Annotated in this window: 13 protein-coding genes and 1 pseudogene; 10 read left to right on the top strand and 4 right to left on the bottom strand. The window is 73.0% G+C overall.

Going from position 1 to position 19,400, the window contains the following annotated elements; all coding sequences use genetic code 11:
- Both G7Z13_RS08795 and G7Z13_RS08790 read right to left on the bottom strand, forming a co-directional pair.
- Complete coding sequence (locus G7Z13_RS08795; RefSeq protein ID WP_166004780.1) at positions 1-1,089, bottom strand: ADP-ribosylglycohydrolase family protein; 1,089 nt, start codon at positions 1,087-1,089, stop codon at positions 1-3.
- A 322-nt stretch (positions 1,090-1,411) separates the two neighbouring features.
- Entirely contained in the window at positions 1,412-2,449 is a 1,038-nt protein-coding gene (locus G7Z13_RS08790; protein WP_165997555.1) for an ADP-ribosylglycohydrolase family protein, read from the bottom strand.
- A gap of 263 nt (positions 2,450-2,712) precedes the next feature.
- Here G7Z13_RS08790 and G7Z13_RS08785 point away from each other — a divergent pair, with 263 nt between their 5' ends.
- The 3 genes from G7Z13_RS08785 to G7Z13_RS08775 all read left to right on the top strand — a co-directional run bounded on the left by G7Z13_RS08785 (position 2,713) and on the right by G7Z13_RS08775 (position 9,894).
- The gene (locus tag G7Z13_RS08785) at positions 2,713-3,444 is read left to right on the top strand and encodes a VIT1/CCC1 transporter family protein (protein ID WP_165997553.1); all 732 of its coding nucleotides are present in this window, start codon (positions 2,713-2,715) and stop codon (positions 3,442-3,444) included.
- Positions 3,445-3,845: 401 nt separating this feature from the next.
- The gene (gene gltB, locus G7Z13_RS08780) at positions 3,846-8,438 is read left to right on the top strand and encodes a glutamate synthase large subunit (protein ID WP_206313205.1); all 4,593 of its coding nucleotides are present in this window, start codon (positions 3,846-3,848) and stop codon (positions 8,436-8,438) included.
- Positions 8,431-9,894, top strand: coding sequence for a glutamate synthase subunit beta (locus G7Z13_RS08775; protein ID WP_165997551.1), 1,464 nt, complete (start codon positions 8,431-8,433; stop codon positions 9,892-9,894). The genes gltB and G7Z13_RS08775 overlap by 8 nt, the downstream gene beginning before the upstream one ends.
- Before the next feature lie 129 nt (positions 9,895-10,023).
- Here G7Z13_RS08775 and G7Z13_RS08770 read toward each other — a convergent pair whose 3' ends face one another.
- Positions 10,024-10,938 (bottom strand): rhomboid family intramembrane serine protease, encoded by a 915-nt coding sequence (locus G7Z13_RS08770; RefSeq protein WP_165997549.1) that lies wholly within the window; start codon positions 10,936-10,938, stop codon positions 10,024-10,026.
- 171 nt (positions 10,939-11,109) lie between these two features.
- Between G7Z13_RS08770 and G7Z13_RS08765 the strand changes: the two genes are divergently transcribed.
- The gene (locus G7Z13_RS08765; protein WP_165997547.1) at positions 11,110-11,832 is read left to right on the top strand and encodes a VWA domain-containing protein; all 723 of its coding nucleotides are present in this window, start codon (positions 11,110-11,112) and stop codon (positions 11,830-11,832) included.
- Positions 11,833-11,869: 37 nt separating this feature from the next.
- Here G7Z13_RS08765 and G7Z13_RS08760 read toward each other — a convergent pair whose 3' ends face one another.
- Entirely contained in the window at positions 11,870-12,766 is an 897-nt protein-coding gene (locus tag G7Z13_RS08760) for a hypothetical protein (protein WP_165997545.1), read from the bottom strand.
- Positions 12,767-12,967: 201 nt separating this feature from the next.
- On the opposite strand from G7Z13_RS08760, the gene G7Z13_RS08755 reads away from it, so the two are divergent.
- The 6 genes and pseudogenes from G7Z13_RS08755 to G7Z13_RS08730 all read left to right on the top strand — a co-directional run.
- On the top strand, positions 12,968-13,735 hold the full coding sequence (locus tag G7Z13_RS08755; RefSeq protein WP_240926475.1) for a serine protease: 768 nt from the start codon (positions 12,968-12,970) through the stop codon (positions 13,733-13,735).
- Between the two features lie 214 nt (positions 13,736-13,949).
- Positions 13,950-14,441, top strand: a complete 492-nt coding sequence (locus G7Z13_RS08750; RefSeq protein WP_165997541.1) for a GNAT family N-acetyltransferase — start codon at positions 13,950-13,952, stop codon at positions 14,439-14,441.
- A gap of 34 nt (positions 14,442-14,475) precedes the next feature.
- Entirely contained in the window at positions 14,476-14,826 is a 351-nt protein-coding gene (locus G7Z13_RS08745) for a chorismate mutase (RefSeq protein ID WP_165997540.1), read from the top strand.
- Positions 14,827-15,123: 297 nt separating this feature from the next.
- Positions 15,124-17,622 carry an aminopeptidase N gene (gene pepN, locus G7Z13_RS08740; RefSeq protein ID WP_165997538.1) on the top strand — a complete coding sequence of 833 codons (2,499 nt, stop codon included), beginning with the start codon at positions 15,124-15,126 and terminating at the stop codon, positions 17,620-17,622.
- A 107-nt stretch (positions 17,623-17,729) separates the two neighbouring features.
- Positions 17,730-18,563, top strand: a complete 834-nt coding sequence (locus tag G7Z13_RS08735; protein WP_165997535.1) for an NAD(P)H-binding protein — start codon at positions 17,730-17,732, stop codon at positions 18,561-18,563.
- Positions 18,564-18,655: 92 nt separating this feature from the next.
- Positions 18,656-19,054, top strand: a pseudogene (locus tag G7Z13_RS08730) (aspartate aminotransferase family protein); the annotation flags it as partial.
- Positions 19,055-19,400 lie beyond the last annotated feature (346 nt).

Raw genomic sequence — 19,400 nt, 5'->3', positions numbered from 1 at the left:
TCATCCTCCTGGTGGGGCCGGTTGTGCGGCTTCCAGGAGTTCGGCGAGTTCCACCAGGTCGGTGCCGGTGAGGCGGGGCAGGACGCAGCCGGGGAGGGTGCGGCAGGCGTCCCGCCAGGCCGCGGGGAGCGCCGCGCCGCCGCCCAGCGCGCCGCTGAGGGCGCCCGCGAGGGCCGGGGCCGAGTCGGCGACCCGGGACAGGCAGGCCGCCGCGGGGATCGCCTCGGCGATCCGGCCGTGCGCGGCGACGGTGAGCGCGAGGGCGACGGGGACGGTCTCGGCGGCGGCGATGCCGTAGCTGTAGACGTGGTCGACGATCTGGTGCTCCAGGAGGGGGATCAGGGCGAACGCGCTGTCCGCGTCCGCCGCGAGGCGCAGGGCGTGCCGGGCGTTGCGGCCGATCTCCGTCTCCCGCGGCAGCTCGGCGAGCGCGGCCGTCGCGCAGGCCCGCGCGTCCGCGCCGGACAGCGCGAGCGCCACCGCGGCGGCCATCGCGCGGGCGCCGTGCACGCCGTCGCCGTCCTGGGTGTAGCGGGCGTCGAACTCCGCGAGGTCGGCGGCGGCCTTCGGGTCGCCGGGGTGGGCGACCGCGAGGACACAGGCGCGGACGCAGGCCGCGTCGTCGAAGTAGTGCGGGTTGTCGTGGCCGGAGGCGGGCGGGCGCAGGCCCGCGGCGAGGTTGCCGAGGCCGGCGCGTACGGAGATGCGGGCGCGCAGGGGGAGGACGGCGGACTCGATCTCGGGGGCGCGCTCGGCCGCGGCGGCGACCTCGCTCGCGACGGCGTTCCAGGTGAGGTCGATCGCGGCGCGCATGCGGCGGTCCCGGCTGAGATCGCCGAGGACGGTGTCGTCGCCGGCCCGCAGGACCGCCTCCGCGGCGAACACCGCCCACTCGGCGTCGTCGGAGGGGCCGAGGCGGAGGGGTTCCGGGGGCTGGTTCAGGGCGATGGGGACGGGGAGGGTGGTGGTGGCGTTGTGCTCGGCGAAGGTGTCCAGTTCGCGGGTGAGGCGGCGGGTCCAGTCGGGCATGCGGGCGGCGCGGTGGCGAGCCGCGGGCCAGCCGGCGGCGTCGCCTGCGGCCAGGCCCAGGAGGAGACCTTCGACTCGGTGGGGTGGGAGTGGGGGTCGGTTGTGTCGGGTGCGGGTCGTTCTGGTGGGGCGTACTCGCCGTCGGCGGGTGGAGGGCCGTCGGTGGGCGTGGGGTGGGCAGCGGGGGCGTCGCCGGGTGCGGGTGGGCCCTGTGGGCCGGGCTCGGGTGCGCGTGGTTCCTGCGGGGAGGGCTCGGCGGTGGGTTGCCCCTGCGGGGCGGGCTCGGCGGTGGGCTGGTCCTGTGGGGCGGGGGCGGTGTCCGTGGACGGGGGGTTCAGGGGGGTCTTGAGTGCTGTCGCGGTGTCCCAGGGCGCCGGTGGGGTCATGGCGTCACCTTCGCGTCGTGTCGTGGGGGCGGTGCGGCCGCCGCGGGGGTGAGCAGGTCCGCGATGGCCAGGACGTGGTGGCCGGCCATCGCGGGCAGGCAGCTGCCGCGGGCGGGGCCGATGGCGGACGCCCAGTCCGGGGGGATGGCGGACGCGCCCTGGGTCGCGCCGGCGAGCGCGCCGGCGACGGCGGCCGTGGTGTCGGCGTCGCGGCCCATGTTGACGGCGGTCAGCACCGCCTCCTTGAAGTCGCCGTCGGCGGCGGCGTACGCGCCGAAGGCGAGGGCGACCGCCTCGGGGGCGAGGTCGGTCCACGGGTAGCCGCCGATGACGACCGCCGAGCGGACCGCGCGCTCGCCCCGGTGGGCGACGGTCACCGCGCGGCGCAGGGAGCGGGCCGTCCAGGAATCGTCGGGGACGACGGCGAGGGCGGAGGCGACGACCGCGATGGGCGAGGCGCCCGCCATGGCCGCGGCGACGCCCGCCGCGACCGCCTGGCCGCCGTAGATGCCCTCGCCGTCGTGGCTGACCGAGCCGTCGATCGCGACGAGGCGCGCGGCCTCGGCGGGGCGGCCGGCGGCGAAGACGCCGTGCGGGGCCGCGCGCATGGCCAGGCCGTCGCTCCAGGCGTGCCGGTGCTGGGCGGAGATGGGCGCGGCGAGGCCGCGGCGCAAATTCTCCAGGGTGCCGCGCTCGCTGAAGCCCGCGCCCCGGAAGGGGCCCTCCGCGCGGTCGGCGATCCACTCGTGCCAGGCGGCCTCCACGTGCGCCGGGGTGAGCGCGGAGCCGTGCCGGGCCAGGAGCAGGCCCGAGAAGATCGCGTACTCGGTGTCGTCGGTGCCGGCCGGGGTGTCGGTGACGTAACCGGTGATCCGGCCCCAGCGGGCGCGGATCTCGGACGGTTTCATGTTCTCGGCGGGGGCTCCCAGCGCGTCCCCGACGGCCAGACCGAGCAGCGCGCCGCGGGCCCGTTCGCGCAGGCCGGCGGCGTCGCCGGGTGCCGGGGCCGAGGGAATGCAGGCGGTCGGTGCCATGCAGGCCTCTCCTCTCGGGGGGCGCCGTGGGACGGCGCGGAGCCCTTTGCGGAACTGTCCCCCGGCGGGGTGCGCCGCGCAGCCTCAGGCGTCTCAGCATCACCCGGTCGACATATGAGCATGATCGCGCCCGGACGAGCGCAGAGCGATAAAACCGCAGGTTAGCCCAGCCTTTCCTTGCTGGCGGGAAGGAATGCGGCGACGTAGTCTGGGTGTTGTCAAAAAATAGAAGCAGTCCAAAGAAGCATGTCTGGGGGACCGTGATGGCCATCATCGAGACCGAGGCGGCGCTGCACGAGGCGCACCGCGACAACCACACCCACCGCGACGTGAACGGCGGCTGGCTGCGCCCCGCCGTCTTCGGCGCGATGGACGGCCTGGTCTCCAACCTCGCCCTGATGACCGGTGTCGCGGGCGGCAGCGCCAGCCAGCACGCGGTCGTGCTGAGCGGACTCGCGGGGCTCGCCGCCGGCGCGTTCTCGATGGCCGCCGGCGAGTACACCTCCGTGGCCTCCCAGCGCGAGCTGGTCGAGGCCGAGCTGGACGTGGAGCGCCGCGAGCTGCGCCGCCACCCCCAGGACGAGGAGGCGGAGCTGGCCGCGCTGTACGTGTCGCGGGGCGTCGACCCCGGCCTCGCGCGCGACGTGGCGCGGCAGCTGTCCCGCGACCCCGAGCAGGCGCTGGAGATCCACGCCCGCGAGGAGCTGGGCATCGACCCCGCCGACCTGCCGTCGCCGCTGGTCGCCGCGGTGTCGAGCTTCGGCTCGTTCGCGCTGGGCGCCCTGCTGCCCGTCCTGCCGTACCTGCTGGGGGCGAGCGCCCTGTGGCCGGCGGTGCTGCTGGCGCTGCTCGGGCTCTTCCTGTGCGGTGCGGTGGTGGCGAGGGTGACCGCGCGGAGCTGGTGGTTCAGCGGTGTGCGCCAGCTTGCCCTGGGCGGTGCCGCGGCCGGTGTGACGTACGCCCTGGGCATGGCGTTCGGTGTGGCCGTAGGATGACGCGGCTGGAACGTATGCGTTGCGCCGCATAACTAGCCGTTACTCGCTGGTTTCGGCCGCATGACCAGTGGGCATGAGCCGTAAGCGCTGTGGGCAATGAGGCCTGCGGCGCGCCCGCGGGGTGAGCGACGCTGCTCCCTCCGCCCCGGACCGCCGGACATCGATCTGTCCGCATCGGTCCCCTTTGCTTCCGCCGCCGACGCGGCACCCGCCGCAACCGCGGCGTCCGCATGCTGGAACGGAGTATCCGGTTCCCGAGAACCGCTCCATCATGTAACCTGCACGAAATTTTGATCTCATCGCAGATCTCGCAGAGGGCCAACGTCGTCCCTCGGCAGCTTCCCCAGCGCCTTACGGGCCTGGGAGGTACCACCAGCCACATGACGACGACGGGAGAGCCGATGCGTACGCCGCGCCAGCCGTCCCAGCACTCCGCGAATGGCCAGAACTGGTCCTTCATGGATGCTCGCCCTGCTGCGCAGGGTATGTACGACCCCCGCAACGAGCACGACGCCTGCGGCGTCGGCTTCGTCGCCACCCTCACCGGCGAGGCGTCCCACACCCTGGTCGAGCAGGCCCTCACCGTCCTGCGCAACCTCGAACACCGCGGTGCCACCGGCTCCGAGCCGGACTCCGGCGACGGTGCGGGCATCCTCTCCCAGGTCCCGGACGCCTTCTTCCGCGAGGTGGCCGGATTCCAGCTGCCCGAGGCCGGTGCCTACGCCGTCGGCATCGCCTTCCTGCCGGAGGACGGCACCACCGACGCCGTCTCGCGCATCGAGACGATCGCCGGTGAGGAGGGCCTGACGGTCCTCGGCTGGCGCGAGGTCCCGGTCGCCCCCGACCTGCTCGGCGCGACCGCCCGCTCGACCATGCCGGTCTTCCGCCAGCTCTTCGTCGCCGACGGCCGCGCGAAGGGCATCGACCTCGACCGCAAGGCGTTCGTGCTGCGCAAGCGCGCCGAGCGCGAGGCGGGCGTCTACTTCCCGTCGCTGTCCGCGCGGACCATCGTCTACAAGGGCATGCTGACCACCGGGCAGCTGGAGCCGTTCTTCCCGGACCTGTCCGACCGCCGCTTCGCCTCCGCGATCGCGCTCGTGCACTCCCGGTTCTCCACGAACACCTTCCCGTCGTGGCCGCTCGCCCACCCCTACCGCTTCGTCGCGCACAACGGCGAGATCAACACCGTCAAGGGCAACCGCAACTGGATGGTCGCCCGCGAGTCCCAGCTGGTCTCCGACCTGTTCGGCGAGCGCGAGCTGGAGCGCATCTTCCCGGTGTGCACCCCGGACGCCTCCGACTCGGCGTCCTTCGACGAGGTCCTCGAACTCCTGCACCTCGGCGGCCGTTCGCTGCCGCACTCCGTGCTGATGATGATCCCGGAGGCGTGGGAGAACCACGACTCCATGGACCCGGCCCGGCGCGCCTTCTACCAGTACCACTCCACGATGATGGAGCCCTGGGACGGCCCCGCCTGTGTCTGTTTCACCGACGGCACCCAGGTCGGCGCCGTGCTCGACCGCAACGGCCTGCGCCCCGGCCGCTACTGGGTCACCGACGACGGCCTCGTCGTCCTCGGCTCCGAGGTCGGCGTCCTCGACATCGACCCCGCCAAGGTCGTGCGCAAGGGCCGCCTGCAGCCCGGCAAGATGTTCCTCGTCGACACCGCCGAGCACCGCATCATCGAGGACGACGAGATCAAGGCGCAGCTCGCGGCGGAGAAGCCGTACGCCGAGTGGCTGGAGGCCGGCGAGATCGAGCTGAGCGACCTGCCCGAGCGCGAGCACATCGTGCACACCCACGCCTCGGTCACCCGCCGCCAGCAGACCTTCGGCTACACCGAGGAGGAGCTGCGCGTCATCCTGGCCCCCATGGCCAAGACCGGCGCCGAGCCGATCGGCTCGATGGGCACCGACTCGCCGATCGCCGCCCTCTCCGAGCGCCCCCGGCTGCTCTTCGACTACTTCACCCAGCTGTTCGCGCAGGTCACCAACCCGCCGTTGGACGCCATCCGCGAGGAACTGGTCACCTCGCTGCGCTCCTCGCTGGGCCCGCAGGGCAACCTGCTGGAGCCGACCGCGGCCTCCTGCCGCTCCGTCGTGCTGCCCTTCCCGGTGATCGACAACGACGAGCTGGCCAAGCTCATCCACATCAACGCCGACGGCGACATGCCCGGCTTCAAGGCCGCGACCCTGTCCGGCCTGTACCGGGTGCACGGCGGCGGCGAGGCGCTGGCCGCGCGGATCGAGGAGATCTGCGCCGAGGCCGACGCCGCGATCGAGAACGGCGCCCGCCTGATCGTCCTGTCGGACCGCCACTCCGACGCCGAGCACGCGCCGATCCCGTCGCTGCTGCTCACCGCGGCCGTCCACCACCACCTCATCCGCACCAAGCAGCGCACCCAGGTGGGCCTGCTGGTCGAGGCCGGCGACGTCCGCGAGGTCCACCACGTCGCCCTGCTCATCGGCTACGGCGCCGCCGCGGTCAACCCCTACCTGGCCATGGAGTCGGTCGAGGACCTGCTGCGCGCGGGCACCTTCATCAACGGCCTGGAGCCCGAGCAGGCCATCAAGAACCTGATCAAGGCGCTCGGCAAGGGCGTCCTGAAGGTCATGTCCAAGATGGGCATCTCGACCGTCGCCTCCTACCGCGGCGCGCAGGTCTTCGAGGCCGTCGGCCTCGACGAGGCCTTCGTCGAGAAGTACTTCAACGGCACCGCCACCAAGATCGGCGGCGTCGGCATCGACGTCATCGCCCAGGAGGTCGCCGCCCGCCACGCCAAGGCCTACCCGGCCTCCGGCATCGCTCCCGCGCACCGCGCGCTGGAGATCGGCGGCGAGTACCAGTGGCGCCGCGAGGGCGAGCCGCACCTGTTCGACCCGGAGACGGTCTTCCGCCTCCAGCACTCCACGCGCACCGGCCGCTACGACATCTTCAAGAAGTACACCGAGCGCGTGAACGAGCAGTCCGAGCGGCTGATGACGCTGCGCGGCCTGTTCGGCTTCAAGTCGGACCGGCAGCCGATCCCGATCGACGAGGTCGAGCCGGTCTCCGAGATCGTCAAGCGGTTCTCGACCGGCGCCATGTCGTACGGCTCCATCTCCAAGGAGGCGCACGAGACCCTCGCCATCGCCATGAACCAGCTGGGCGGCAAGTCCAACACCGGTGAGGGCGGCGAGGACCCGGAGCGCCTGTACGACCCGGCGCGCCGGTCCAGCATCAAGCAGGTGGCCTCCGGCCGCTTCGGTGTGACGAGCGAGTACCTCGTCAACGCCGACGACATCCAGATCAAGATGGCCCAGGGCGCCAAGCCCGGCGAGGGCGGCCAGCTGCCCGGCCACAAGGTCTACCCGTGGGTGGCGAAGACCCGTCACTCCACGCCGGGCGTCGGCCTGATCTCCCCGCCGCCGCACCACGACATCTACTCCATCGAGGACCTGGCCCAGCTGATCCACGACCTGAAGAACGCGAACCCGCAGGCGCGGATCCACGTCAAGCTGGTCTCCGAGGTCGGCGTCGGCACGGTCGCGGCGGGTGTGTCCAAGGCGCACGCGGACGTCGTGCTCATCTCCGGCCACGACGGCGGCACCGGCGCCTCCCCGCTCACCTCGCTCAAGCACGCGGGCGGCCCCTGGGAGCTGGGCCTGGCCGAGACCCAGCAGACGCTGCTGCTCAACGGGCTGCGCGACCGGATCGTCGTGCAGACCGACGGCCAGCTGAAGACCGGCCGTGACGTCGTCATCGCCGCGCTGCTCGGCGCCGAGGAGTTCGGTTTCGCGACCGCGCCGCTCGTCGTCTCCGGCTGCGTCATGATGCGCGTCTGCCACCTCGACACCTGCCCGGTCGGCATCGCCACCCAGAACCCGGTCCTGCGCGACCGGTTCACCGGCAAGGCCGAGTACGTCGTCAACTTCTTCCAGTACATCGCGCAGGAGGTCCGCGAGCTCCTCGCCGAGCTGGGCTTCCGCTCCATCGAGGAGGCCGTCGGCCACGCCGAGGTCCTCGACGTCACCCGCGCGGTCGACCACTGGAAGGCACAGGGCCTGAACCTGGAGCCGCTGTTCCACGTGCCCGAGCTGCCCGAGGGCGCGGTCCGCCACGCCCTGGTCGCCCAGGACCACGGCCTGGAGAAGGCGCTCGACAACGAGCTGATCAAGCTCGCGGCCGACGCGCTGGGCGCGAACGACGCCACCGAGGCCCAGCCGGTGCGCGCCCAGGTCGCCATCCGCAACATCAACCGCACGGTCGGCACCATGCTCGGCCACGAGGTGACGAAGAAGTTCGGCGGCGCAGGGCTCCCCGACGACACCATCGACATCACCTTCACCGGTTCCGCCGGCCAGTCCTTCGGCGCCTTCGTCCCGCGCGGCGTCACGCTGCGCCTGGAGGGCGACGCCAACGACTACGTCGGCAAGGGCCTCTCGGGCGGCCGGATCGTCGTCCGCCCGGACCGCGGCGCCGACCACCTCGCCGAGTACAGCGTCATCGCCGGCAACACCATCGGCTACGGCGCGACCAGCGGTGAGATGTTCCTGCGCGGCAAGGTCGGCGAGCGCTTCTGCGTCCGCAACTCCGGCGCGCTGGTCGTCTCCGAGGGCGTGGGCGACCACGGCTGCGAGTACATGACCGGCGGCCACGCGGTGGTCCTCGGCGAGACGGGCCGCAACTTCGCGGCCGGCATGTCCGGCGGTGTCGCCTACGTCATCGACCTGGACCGCGACAACGTCAACGCCGGCAACCTGGACTCCGTCGAGGCGCTGGACGAGGCCGACAGGCAGTGGCTGCACGACGTGGTGCGCCGCCACCACGAGGAGACGGGCTCCACCGTCGCCGAGAAGCTGCTCGCGGACTGGGACGCCGCCGCCGAGCGCTTCAGCAAGATCATCCCCCGCACGTACAAGGCAGTGCTCGCCGCCAAGGACGCCGCCGAGCGAGCCGGTCTCTCTGAGTCCGAGATCACCGAGAAGATGATGGAGGCGGCGATCAATGGCTGACCCGAAGGGCTTTCTGAACCACGGCCGCGAGGTCGCCAAGTCCCGCCCGGTCGAGGAGCGCGTCAGGGACTGGAACGAGGTCTACGTCCCCGGCTCGCTGCTGCCGATCATCAGCAAGCAGGCCAGCCGGTGCATGGACTGCGGCATCCCGTTCTGCCACAACGGCTGTCCGCTGGGGAACCTGATCCCCGAGTGGAACGACTACGCCTACCGCGAGGACTGGCAGGCGGCCTCGGAGCGGCTGCACGCGACGAACAACTTCCCGGAGTTCACCGGCCGGCTGTGCCCGGCTCCGTGTGAGTCGGCGTGTGTGCTGGGCATCAACCAGCCGCCGGTCACCATCAAGAACGTCGAGGTCTCGATCATCGACAAGGCGTGGGAGACCGGGGACGTCGCCCCGCAGATCCCCGAGCGCCTGTCGGGCAAGACCGTCGCGGTCGTCGGCTCCGGCCCCGCGGGCCTGGCCGCCGCCCAGCAGCTGACCCGCGCCGGTCACACGGTCGCCGTCTACGAGCGCGCGGACCGCATCGGAGGCCTCCTGCGGTACGGCATCCCCGAGTTCAAGATGGAGAAGCGGCACATCAACCGCCGTATCGAGCAGATGCGCGCGGAGGGCACCCGCTTCCGCACCGGCATCGAGATCGGCCGCGACCTCAAGGCGACCGACCTGAAGAAGCGCTACGACGCGGTGGTCCTGGCCGTCGGCGCCACCACCGCGCGCGACCTGCCGGTGCCGGGCCGCGAGCTCAAGGGCATCCACCAGGCCATGGAGTACCTGCCGCTGGCCAACAAGGTGCAGGAGGGCGACTTCGTGGCGCCCCCGATCACGGCCGAGGGCAAGCACGTCGTGGTCATCGGCGGCGGCGACACCGGCGCGGACTGCGTCGGCACCGCCCACCGCCAGGGCGCGGCCTCGGTGACGCAGCTGGAGATCATGCCCCGCCCGGGCGAGGAGCGGAACCCGGTCTCCCAGCCGTGGCCGACCTTCCCGATGCTGTACAAGGTCACCTCCGCGCACGAGGAGGGCGGCGAGCGGGTCTACTCCGTGTCGACCACCCACTTCGAGGGCGACGAGGACGGCAACGTACAGTGGCTGCACCTGGTCGAGGTGGAGTTCACCGACGGCAAGCTGACCCAGAAGCCGGGCACGGAGCGCAAGATCCCCGCCCAGCTGGTGACGCTGGCCATGGGCTTCACCGGCACGGACCGTGAGAACGGTCTGGTGGAGCAGTTCGGCCTGGAGCTCGACGAGCGCGGCAACATCGCCCGCGACGCCGACTTCCAGACCAACGTCCCGGGTGTCTTCGTCGCCGGTGACGCGGGCCGCGGTCAGTCGCTCATCGTGTGGGCGATCGCCGAGGGCCGCTCCGCCGCCCGCGGCGTGGACCGGTTCCTGACGGGTGCCAGCGACCTGCCGGCCCCGATCCGCCCGACGGACCGTGCCCTGACGGTCTGACACACGGCCCGCGAGGGCCGCACACACGTCCCGTACAACGGCGTACGGAACACAGACGGCGCCTGCCCCCAGTCCCCGACCGGACGATTGGGCAGGCGCCGCCGCATGTCCCGGCGCCGCCGGGCGGGCTCAGCCGGTCAGCTGGGCGAGCCTGGCGTACGTCAGCAGCAGGAGCAGCGCCAGCAGCCCCGCGCAGGCGGCGGCCTGGATCAGGGACCGGCGCGGGCCGCGGGGCACGAAGGCGTAGGCCGCGGTGACGGCGGCGCCCGCCAGCAGGCCGCCGAGGTGGCCCTGCCAGGAGGTGAGGCCCGCCGAGATCAGCAGCCACACGAGCAGCATGACCGTGTCGCGGTTGACGGTGTCCATGTCGCCGCCGAACCGGCGCGCCATGACGTAGTAGGCGGCGCCCAGACCGAACAGGCCGCCGGAGGCGCCGACGAACACGGCGTACGGCTCGGCGAGGAGCAGTTCGGCGACCGAACCGCCGAGGACCGACAGCAGGTACAGGGCGACGTACCGCACCCGGCCGAGCTGGGTCTCCAGGATCCGGCCCAGGTGCCACAGCGCGAGCATGTTCATCACGATGTGCGCGATGCCGAACGTGCCCTCGGTGGGCAGCAGATGCAGGAACCCGCTGGTGATCAGCCGGTCCCACTCCCCGGCGACGACACCTTCGGCGTGGAAGGGCCCGATGTACGCGCCCACGTGGTGGTAGTAGCCGCCGTCCGGCCCCACGAGCCGGGCGCCGACCATCTCGAACCGGTCCTCGAACGCGGGCAGCGCCAGCTGGAGCACGTAGGCGAGCACGTTCAGCGCGACCAGCACGTACGTCACCACGGGCGTGCCGGAGACCCGGCCGCCGACGACCGTGCGGGCCTGCCGCACCGAGCGGGCGCCCTCCTTGACGCACTCCGGGCACTGGTGGCCGACGGCGGCCTCGCGCATGCAGTCCGGGCAGATGTGGCGGTCGCAGCGCACACAGCGGACGTAACACTCCACCGTGGGGTGGCGGTAGCAGGTCGGGACGGGGGACTCGGGTTCCACGCCGGCTCCTCGGGAGGCTGATGACGGACGGTGAGCCGGTTGGGGACGGCGGCGAACAAAATAACGAACGGTGCGGTGGGGGCGGGCAGGCGGGGCCGGAAGGGGCGGTGGCGGCCGCCGGGGTGCCGTACGCTCGGCTGCCGGAAAGCCGGTGACCGAGGGGGAGTCCACATGGCCGCGATCAGTCTCGACAAGGTGAGCCGGACCGCGCCCGCGCTCGTGAACCTCTACAAGAGCGCCGGGGTGTCGCTCGCCAAGCACGGCCTGGACGGGCAGCGGGCCGCCGTTTACCTCGTCGTCGACTACTCCGGCTCCATGCGGCCGTACTACAAGGACGGCAGTGTGCAGGCGCTCGCCGACCGGGTGCTCGGGCTGTCCGCGCACCTCGACGACGACGGCCGGGTGCCGGTGGTGTTCTTCTCCACGGACGTCGACGCCGTCACCGAGCTGGAACTCGCCGGCCACCAGGGCCGCGTCGAGCGGATCGTGGCCGGGCTCGGGCACATGGGCAAGACCAGCTACCACCTGGCCATGGACGCCGTCATCGACCACTACCTCGACAGCGGTGCCACCGACCCCGCCTTCGTCGTCTTCCAGACCGACGGCGGCCCCGTCGACAAGCTCGCCGCCGAGCGGTTCCTCTGCAAGGCCTCCCGGCTGCCGCTGTTCTGGCAGTTCATCGGCTTCGGCGACCCCGGCAGCCGGCAGTTCGAGTTCCTGCGCAAACTGGACGACCTGCCGGTGCCGGAGAAGCGGGTCGTGGACAACGCCGGGTTCTTCCACGCGGGCGAGGACCCGCGCGCGGTGTCCGACGCCGAGCTGTACGACCGTCTCGTGGGCGAGTTCCCGCAGTGGCTGGCGGCGGCCCGGGAGCGGGGGATCGTACGGGCCTGAGGGCACGCGGCGGTGGCCGCGCCCGGCCGGGCCGGTCCTACGTGTCGCACTCCAGCACCGTCCGGCACAGCGCACACCGCGCCCGCACCCGCCCCCGCACCGGCACTCTGATCCGCTGGTGGCAGGTCGGGCAGGGGAACGACACCCGCAGCGGCCCCTCGGCGCCGGGCGTGAACGCGTAGGGCACGTCCGGCGCGCCGACGGCGGTGTGCCGGTCCTGGGCGTGCCGCCGGTCGCGGGCGTAGCGGCGGCGGCCCGCCCAGCCGGCCGCGGTCAGCGGCGGCTGCTGCCCGTCCCGGCGGGCCAGGGCCATGCCCTTGCCGTACGCCGTGTACGCCTGCGGGCTGGTGAACCACACCGACGGGTCCTCACCGAAGAGCAGGGCGCGCTTGGCGAGGACGTAACCGAACTCCTCGGGTGTCAGATAGCCGAGTTTCTGGCTGGACACGCCGTCCTCCCGGTAGGCGTCCAGCAGCAGCCAGCCGGCGCCGAGGTAGGCCGTCGTCGTGTCGGTCAGGATCTCGTTGTCGCGGGTGCCGGGGAAGGACAGGCCGAGGCGGTGCAGGTACACGTGCGTCACCTCGTGCGCGAGGGCCGCGCCGATGTCCCGGCGGTGGGTGCGGAAACGGTCGTTCAGCTCCACGAAGTACTCGGGCCCGGCGGCGAGTTCCACGTTCGCCGCCTGCGTCATCGCCCGGAAGCCGACGATCAGCCGGGCGTCCGGCAGCCGGTAGTGCCGCACCAGCTCGCGGGCCACCCGCTGGGCGCCGAGATGGAGGTCGTCGGTGTCGGCGAAGGCCACGTCGGCCGGGAGCACGCTCGTCGCGAAGGTCCGCACGGTGTCGTACGACAACCGCCGGTACAGCGCGGTGATCGCGGCCCGCACCGTCTCCAGGTGCGGGTAGCCGTGCTCGACCGGTCCGCCGTTCGCCACGCCGACTCCCCAGGACGTCCCGAACCCGGTTTCCACTCTACGAGCAGGGGAGCGGATTTTCGCCCGACGGGTTCCCTCCGGACCGCGTGAGATCCGTCCTTGTCATGCACGCCGACTGATCACATACTGCGAGCCGCCCAACGCCCCATGAAAGGACTTACGTTGACCCCTACCTCGACCACCGCCGCCAAGAGAGGCGGCCTGGCGCTGGCGAAGAAGGCCGCCGCGGCCGGTGCCGTCGCGCTCGCGGTCGCCAGCCTCCAGCCGGTCAGTGCCGCGTACGCCGCCGACGCGCGCGTCATCGGCGGAAAGCCCGCCGCGCAGAACGAGTTCCCCTTCATGGTCCACCTCTCCATGGGCTGCGGCGGGGCGCTCTACAAGAAGGACATCGTCCTGACCGCGGCGCACTGCATGGACGGCTCCGGCAACAACAACCGGATCACCGTCACCGCCGGTGTCGCCGACCTGAACTCCTCCGCCGCGATCAAGGTCAAGTCGACCAAGGTCAAGGTGGCGCCCGGCTACGACGGCACGGGCAAGGACTGGGCGCTGATCAAGCTCGCCAAGCCGATCGACAAGCCCACCCTGAAGATCGCCACCACCACGCGCTACAACCGCGGCACCTTCACGATCGCGGGCTGGGGGGACACGCGCGAGGGCGCCGGCACCGGCACCACCAAGCTCCAGAAGGCGTCCGTCCCGTTCGTCAGCGACCGCGCGTGCAAGTGGCACTACGGCAACCGGCTGGTGCCGAAGGAGGAACTGTGCGCCGGATACACCTCCGGCGGCATCGACACCTGCCAGGGCGACTCGGGCGGTCCCATGTTCCGCAAGGACGACGCGGGCAAGTGGATCCAAGTCGGCATCGTCAGCTGGGGTGACGGCTGCGCCCGCACCGGCGTGCCCGGTGTCTACACCGAGGTCAGCACCTTCGCCAAGGACATAGCCAAGGCCGCGTCGGCGCTGTGATCCACCCGGCGTGAGACGACGTACGGCGGAGCCGCCTTGAGGGTGCGGCTCCGCCGTACGCCGTCCTGCGCCCGGAAGCCGCCACCGCGCGGGAGCCCTCATCGAGTGGGAAGCCCTCACCGTGCGGAGGCCCGCCGCGCGGGAAGCCCCGACCGCGCCGAGCGCTGTCGCGAACCGCTCGGTCCCCGTTCCGCCCCCTGGCAGAATCCGGGCGGTGACCGCCGAACAGCAGCACCCCGAAGCCCACGCGGCCCCCGAAGCGCCCGCGACCCCCGCGGCCCCCGCCGCGCCGACCCTGCGCACCGGAGGCCGGGACGACGCCCTCGAAGAGCTTCTGGACGACGCGCTCACCGTGTTCAACGGCGCGGCCACCGGGGCCGGCACCCCGCGGGAGTTCAGCGTCCGGCTCGACGACGCCACCGGGAAACCGGCCGGCGGGCTCACCGGGCACACGTGGGGCGAGCTGTGCGCCGTCCGTCTGCTGTGGGTGCGCGAGGACCTGCGGGGAGCGGGCTGGGGGAGCCGGCTGATGCGGGCCGCCGAGGAGGAGGGCGTGCGGCGAGGCTGCACGCACATGGTCGTCTCGACGTACACCTTCCAGGCTCCCGAGTTCTACCGGAAGCTCGGCTTCCGGGAAACCGGGCGCACCCCGGGCGTGCCCGGCGGCCACGCGGACGTGTCGTTCCACAAGGTGATCGGCGGCTGATCGGTCGGGGCCCGGCCCCGTAGGGTGGACCCTCATGACCACCAGCAACACCGGTACCGGTGACGTCGACCCCGCCGTCCGCGAAGAGCTCGCCCGGCTGCGCGACAGCATCGACAACATCGACGCGGCTGTCGTCCACATGCTCGCCGAGCGGTTCAAGTGCACCCAGCAGGTCGGCCGTCTCAAGGCCGTGCACCAGCTGCCGCCCGCCGACCCCGCGCGCGAGGCCCGGCAGATCGCCCGGCTGCGCGCGCTCGCGGAGAGCGCCAAACTGGACCCCGCGTTCGCCGAGAAGCTGCTGAACTTCATCATCGCCGAGGTGATCCGCCACCACGAGCGCATCGCCGAGGACGCCGTGAACGGTCAGACCCCGACCGCCGGTTGACCCGGCACGGCTCCCCGGCGGGGGACCGGACCCGGGCGAGGTACGCCCCGCCCCACCGGCACGCCACGTCATCCGTCGGGCGCGGACCGTGACCGCCCGGTCGCCGTCGTCCCGCTCACGGCAGCGGCCCCGGACCGGGCGCCCGCCCACCCCCGCCCCGCCCCGTCCGCCCCGTCCCCGCGGCTCCCGCGACCCCACCACGGCGCGGGAGGGGCACCCGGGCACAGTCCGCTCCGCCCCCGCACCTCCCCCCACCGCCTCTGTCCCGTGCCCAGGCCATCAGGCAGCATGTGCTCCATGTCCGTACTCACGCGCGACGAAGCGCAGACCCGTGCCCAGCTCCTCGACGTCCACCGCTACACGATCGACCTCGATCTGACGACGGGGGACGAGACCTTCGACTCCCTCACCGTCATCCGCTTCGCCGCCCGCACGGACGCGGACACCTTCGTCGAGCTCAAGCCCGCCGAGTTGTACTCCGCCACCCTGGACGGACAGCCCCTCGACCCCGAAAGCCTGGACGACAACCGCCTGCCCCTGAAGAACCTCACGGCGGGCGAGCACGAGCTGCGCGTCCACGCGGTGATGCGCTACTCCCGCACCGGGGAGGGCATGCACCGCTTCACCGACCCCACCGACGGCGAGACATACGTCTACACCCAGCTGTTCATGGACGACGTCCAGCGCGTCTTCGCCGCCTTCGACCAGCCCGACCTCAAGGCCGTGTTCGAGCTGTCGGTGAAGGCCCCCGCGCACTGGACCGTCCTCGCCAACGGCGTCACCGAGCACACCGGCGGCGGCGTGTGGAAGGCGGCACCCACCCCGCTGATCTCCACCTATCTCGTCGCCGTCGCCGCCGGCCCCTGGCACTCGGTGCGCACCGAGCACCGCGGCCTGCCCTTCGGCATCCACTGCCGCCGCTCCCTCGCCCCCCACCTGGACGCGGACGCCGAGGAGATCCTCGAGATCACCCAGCAGTGCTACGACCGCTACCACGAGAAGTTCGAGGAGCCGTACCCCTTCGACTCCTACGACCAGGCGTTCGTCCCCGAGTTCAACGCGGGCGCGATGGAGAACCCCGGACTGGTCACCTTCCGCGACGAGTTCGTCTACCGCTCCGCCGTCACCGACACCGAGCGGCAGACCCGCGCGATGGTCATCGCCCACGAGATGGCCCACATGTGGTTCGGCGACCTCGTCACCCTCCGGTGGTGGGACGACATCTGGCTGAACGAGTCCTTCGCCGAGTACATGGGCTACCAGACCCTCACCGAGGCGACCCGCTTCACCGACACCTGGACCGACTTCGGCGTCGTCCGCAAGGCCTGGGGCTACGACGCCGACCAGCGCCCCTCCACCCACCCCGTGGCCCCCGAGGCCGTCGAGGACACCGCCTCCGCGCTGCTCAACTTCGACGGCATCTCCTACGCCAAGGGTGCCTCCGCGCTGCGCCAGCTCGTCACCTGGCTCGGCGAGAAGGACTTCCTCGCCGGCATCAACACCCACTTCGCCCGCCACCGGTTCGCCAACGCCACCCTCGCCGACTTCATCGACTCCCTCGCCTCCGCCACCGAACGCGACGTCCACGCGTGGGCGGACGCCTGGCTGCGCACGACCGGCGTCGACACCCTCACCCCGCGCGTCACCGCGGGGGCCGACGGCACCCGCACCCTCACCGTCGACCGCGCGGGCAGCCGCCCGCACCGCATCGCCGTCGGCCTGTACGACCTCGACCTCGCCGACGAGGCCCGCCTCACCCTGCGCGAACGCGTCGAACTCGACGTCCCGCAGACCGCACCGCAGCCCCTCGGCAAGCGGCCCGCCCTGCTGCTGCCCAACGACGGCGACCTCACCTACGCCAAGGTCCGCTTCGACCCGGAGTCCTTCGCGACGGTGCGCTCCGCGCTGTCCGGGCTGCCCGAACCGCTCTCCCGCGCGGTGGTGTGGAACGCGCTGCGCGACGCCGTCCGCGACGGCGAGCTGCCGGCCACCGCCTACCTGGACATCGCCCGCGCCCACCTCCCGCGCGAGACCGACCTGGCCCTCGTCCAGGGCGTCCTCGGCTTCGCCACGGTACAGATCGCCGACCGCTATCTGACGCCCGAGGCCCGCCCGGCCGCCCTCGCCACCCTCGCCCGTATCTGCCGCGACCTCATCCGCCGCACCGAGGACGGCGACCACCCCGGCCTGCGCCTGATCGCGGTACGGCACTTCATCGACACCGCCGCCCACCCCGACACCATCGCCGCCTGGCTCGCCGACGGCACCGTCCCCGGCGGCCCCGAGCTGGACCCGGAGCTGCGCTGGCGCATCCTCGGCCGGCTCGCCGTCCTCGGCGCCACCGACGAGGCCGCCATCGCCGCCGAACTGCGCCGCGACCCCAGTGCCACCGGCCAGGAGGGCGCCGCCCGCTGCCGCGCCGCGCTGCCCGACGAGGCCGCGAAGGCGCGGGCGTGGGAGGCGATGTTCGCCGGCGACGACCTGTCCAACTACCTGTTCACGGCCACCGCGCGGGGCTTCTGGCAGCCCGAACAGGCCGATCTCGTACGCCCGTACGTGGCGCGCTTCTACGAGGACGCCGTCGCCGTCGCCGCCCGGCGCGGCCCCGCCATCGCCGACGCCGCGGGCCGCTGGGCGTTCCCCGCGCACGCCGTCGACGCCGAGACCCTGGCCCTCGGCGAGCGGTGCCTGCGCGACGCCGACCCCATCCCCGCCCTGCGCCGCAAGCTCGTCGACCAACTCGACGACCTCGCCCGCGCGTTGCGGGTGCGGCAGGCCCTAGGACCGGGGGAGTAGGAGAGTCGTAGGCCACGGCTGGTCCCCACAGCCGAGGCGGGGGACTGAACGATCTTCCTAGGCTCGGACGAGCGGAATCGATCAGTCAACGCCCCAGGAGGCAACCCGTGATCGTGGTGACCGGCGCCACCGGCAACGTCGGCCGAGCCCTCGTCGACCGTCTCGTCGCACACGGCGAACCGGTCCGGGCGCTGACCCGGGACCCGCGGCGGGCACGGCTGCCGGAGCGGGCCGAGGTGGTACGGCTCGACCCCGGCGACCCCGCCGCGCCGTTCCGGGGCGCGACCCGGCTGTTCCTGTACGTCCAGGGCGCCGGGGACCGCATGGGCGACTTCCTCGCCGCCGCGCGGGACGCCGGGGTGCGGCACGTCGTGCTGCTCTCCTCCGGGATCATCCAGGAGGGCGCCGACGAGACCCACCCGATCCACGTCATGCACGCCACCGTCGAACGGCAGGTCCGCGACAGCGGTCTGGCCTGGACGTTCCTGCGGCCCAACGCGTTCGCCACCAACGCCTTGCAGTGGCGTGCGCAGATCCGCGCCGGCGACACCGTGCGCGGCGTCTTCGCGAACGCGCTCACCGCGCCGATCCACGAGGACGACATCGCCGCCGTCGCCGAACGCGCCCTCCTCGACGGCGGCCACGAGGGAGCCGTGCACCGCCTCACCGGGCCGGAGGCGGTCACGACCGCCGAGCAGGTCGCCGCGCTCGGGCGGGCCCTCGTCCGCCCGCTGCGCTTCGCGGAGATCCCGCCGCACGAGGCCGGCCCCGACCTCTTCCCGCACGTCCCGCAGGACGCGCTGGAGGGCTTCCTGAAGACGATCGGCGGCCTCGTCGGCACCGAACCCGAGATCACCGGCACCGTCGAGGAGATCACCGGCAGCCCGGCCCGCACGTTCTCCCGGTGGGCCGAGGACCACGCGGACGACTTCCGCGACTGAGGACGGCGGCGTCCCGCCCCCCGGTACCCCCTTTCGAGTGCTGATCCCGAGCTTCCCGGGCGTGCCGCCCCGCCCGTCGCCAAGCTGACCGCATGAGCATGCCGCCCCTCGCCTCCGGTCCCGAAGGCCCCGGCGCGCTGGGGCCGTTGCTCGCCGCGGTGCTCGCCGCGCTGGAGGAGGGCGGCCGGGCCAGGGGCGGTCCCCTGCCGCCCGGCGGACCCGGCGCGGTCACCGCGCGGATGCGGGACGCCGTCGGGGACCCGCTCCCCGACGACGGCGACCCGGACGCCCCGCGGCGGCTGGTCCGGGCCCTCGCGGAGGGCGCCGCCGACCCCGCCGACCCCCTCTGCGCGGCCCACCTGCACTGCCCTCCCCTCGCCGTCGCCACCGCCGCCGACCTCGCGGCCAGCGTCCTCAACCCGTCCCTGGACTCCTGGGACCAGGCCCCCTCGGCGTCGGCACTGGAGGACCTGGTGACCGGCGCACTGGCGACCGAGATCTACCCGGACCGCACCCCGGCTGCCGGGGTCGACCCGGACCGCGGGCCGGGTGCCGGGCTCGACCCGGACCGCGGGCCGGCTGCCGGGCTCGACCCGGACCGCGGGTCGGCTGCCGAAAGCCACCCGGACCGCGAGCCGACCGCCGGGGACTACCCGGGCCGCGCATCGGCTGCCGGGGCTCACCCGGAACGCGCACCGGCTGCAGCGCGTCACCCGGACCGCACCCCGGCGGCCGAGAGCTACCCGGGCCGAGAGCCGGCCGCCGGGGGCCACCCGGGCCGCGCATCGGCCGCCGAAAGCTACCGGGACCGCGGGCCGGCTGCCAGGCTTCACCCGG

This window comes from Streptomyces sp. JB150 (assembly GCF_011193355.1).
Classification (GTDB): Bacteria; Actinomycetota; Actinomycetes; order Streptomycetales; family Streptomycetaceae; genus Streptomyces.
Note: the sequence above shows the minus strand (reverse complement) of the source record. Positions and strands in the feature narration are given on the sequence as shown.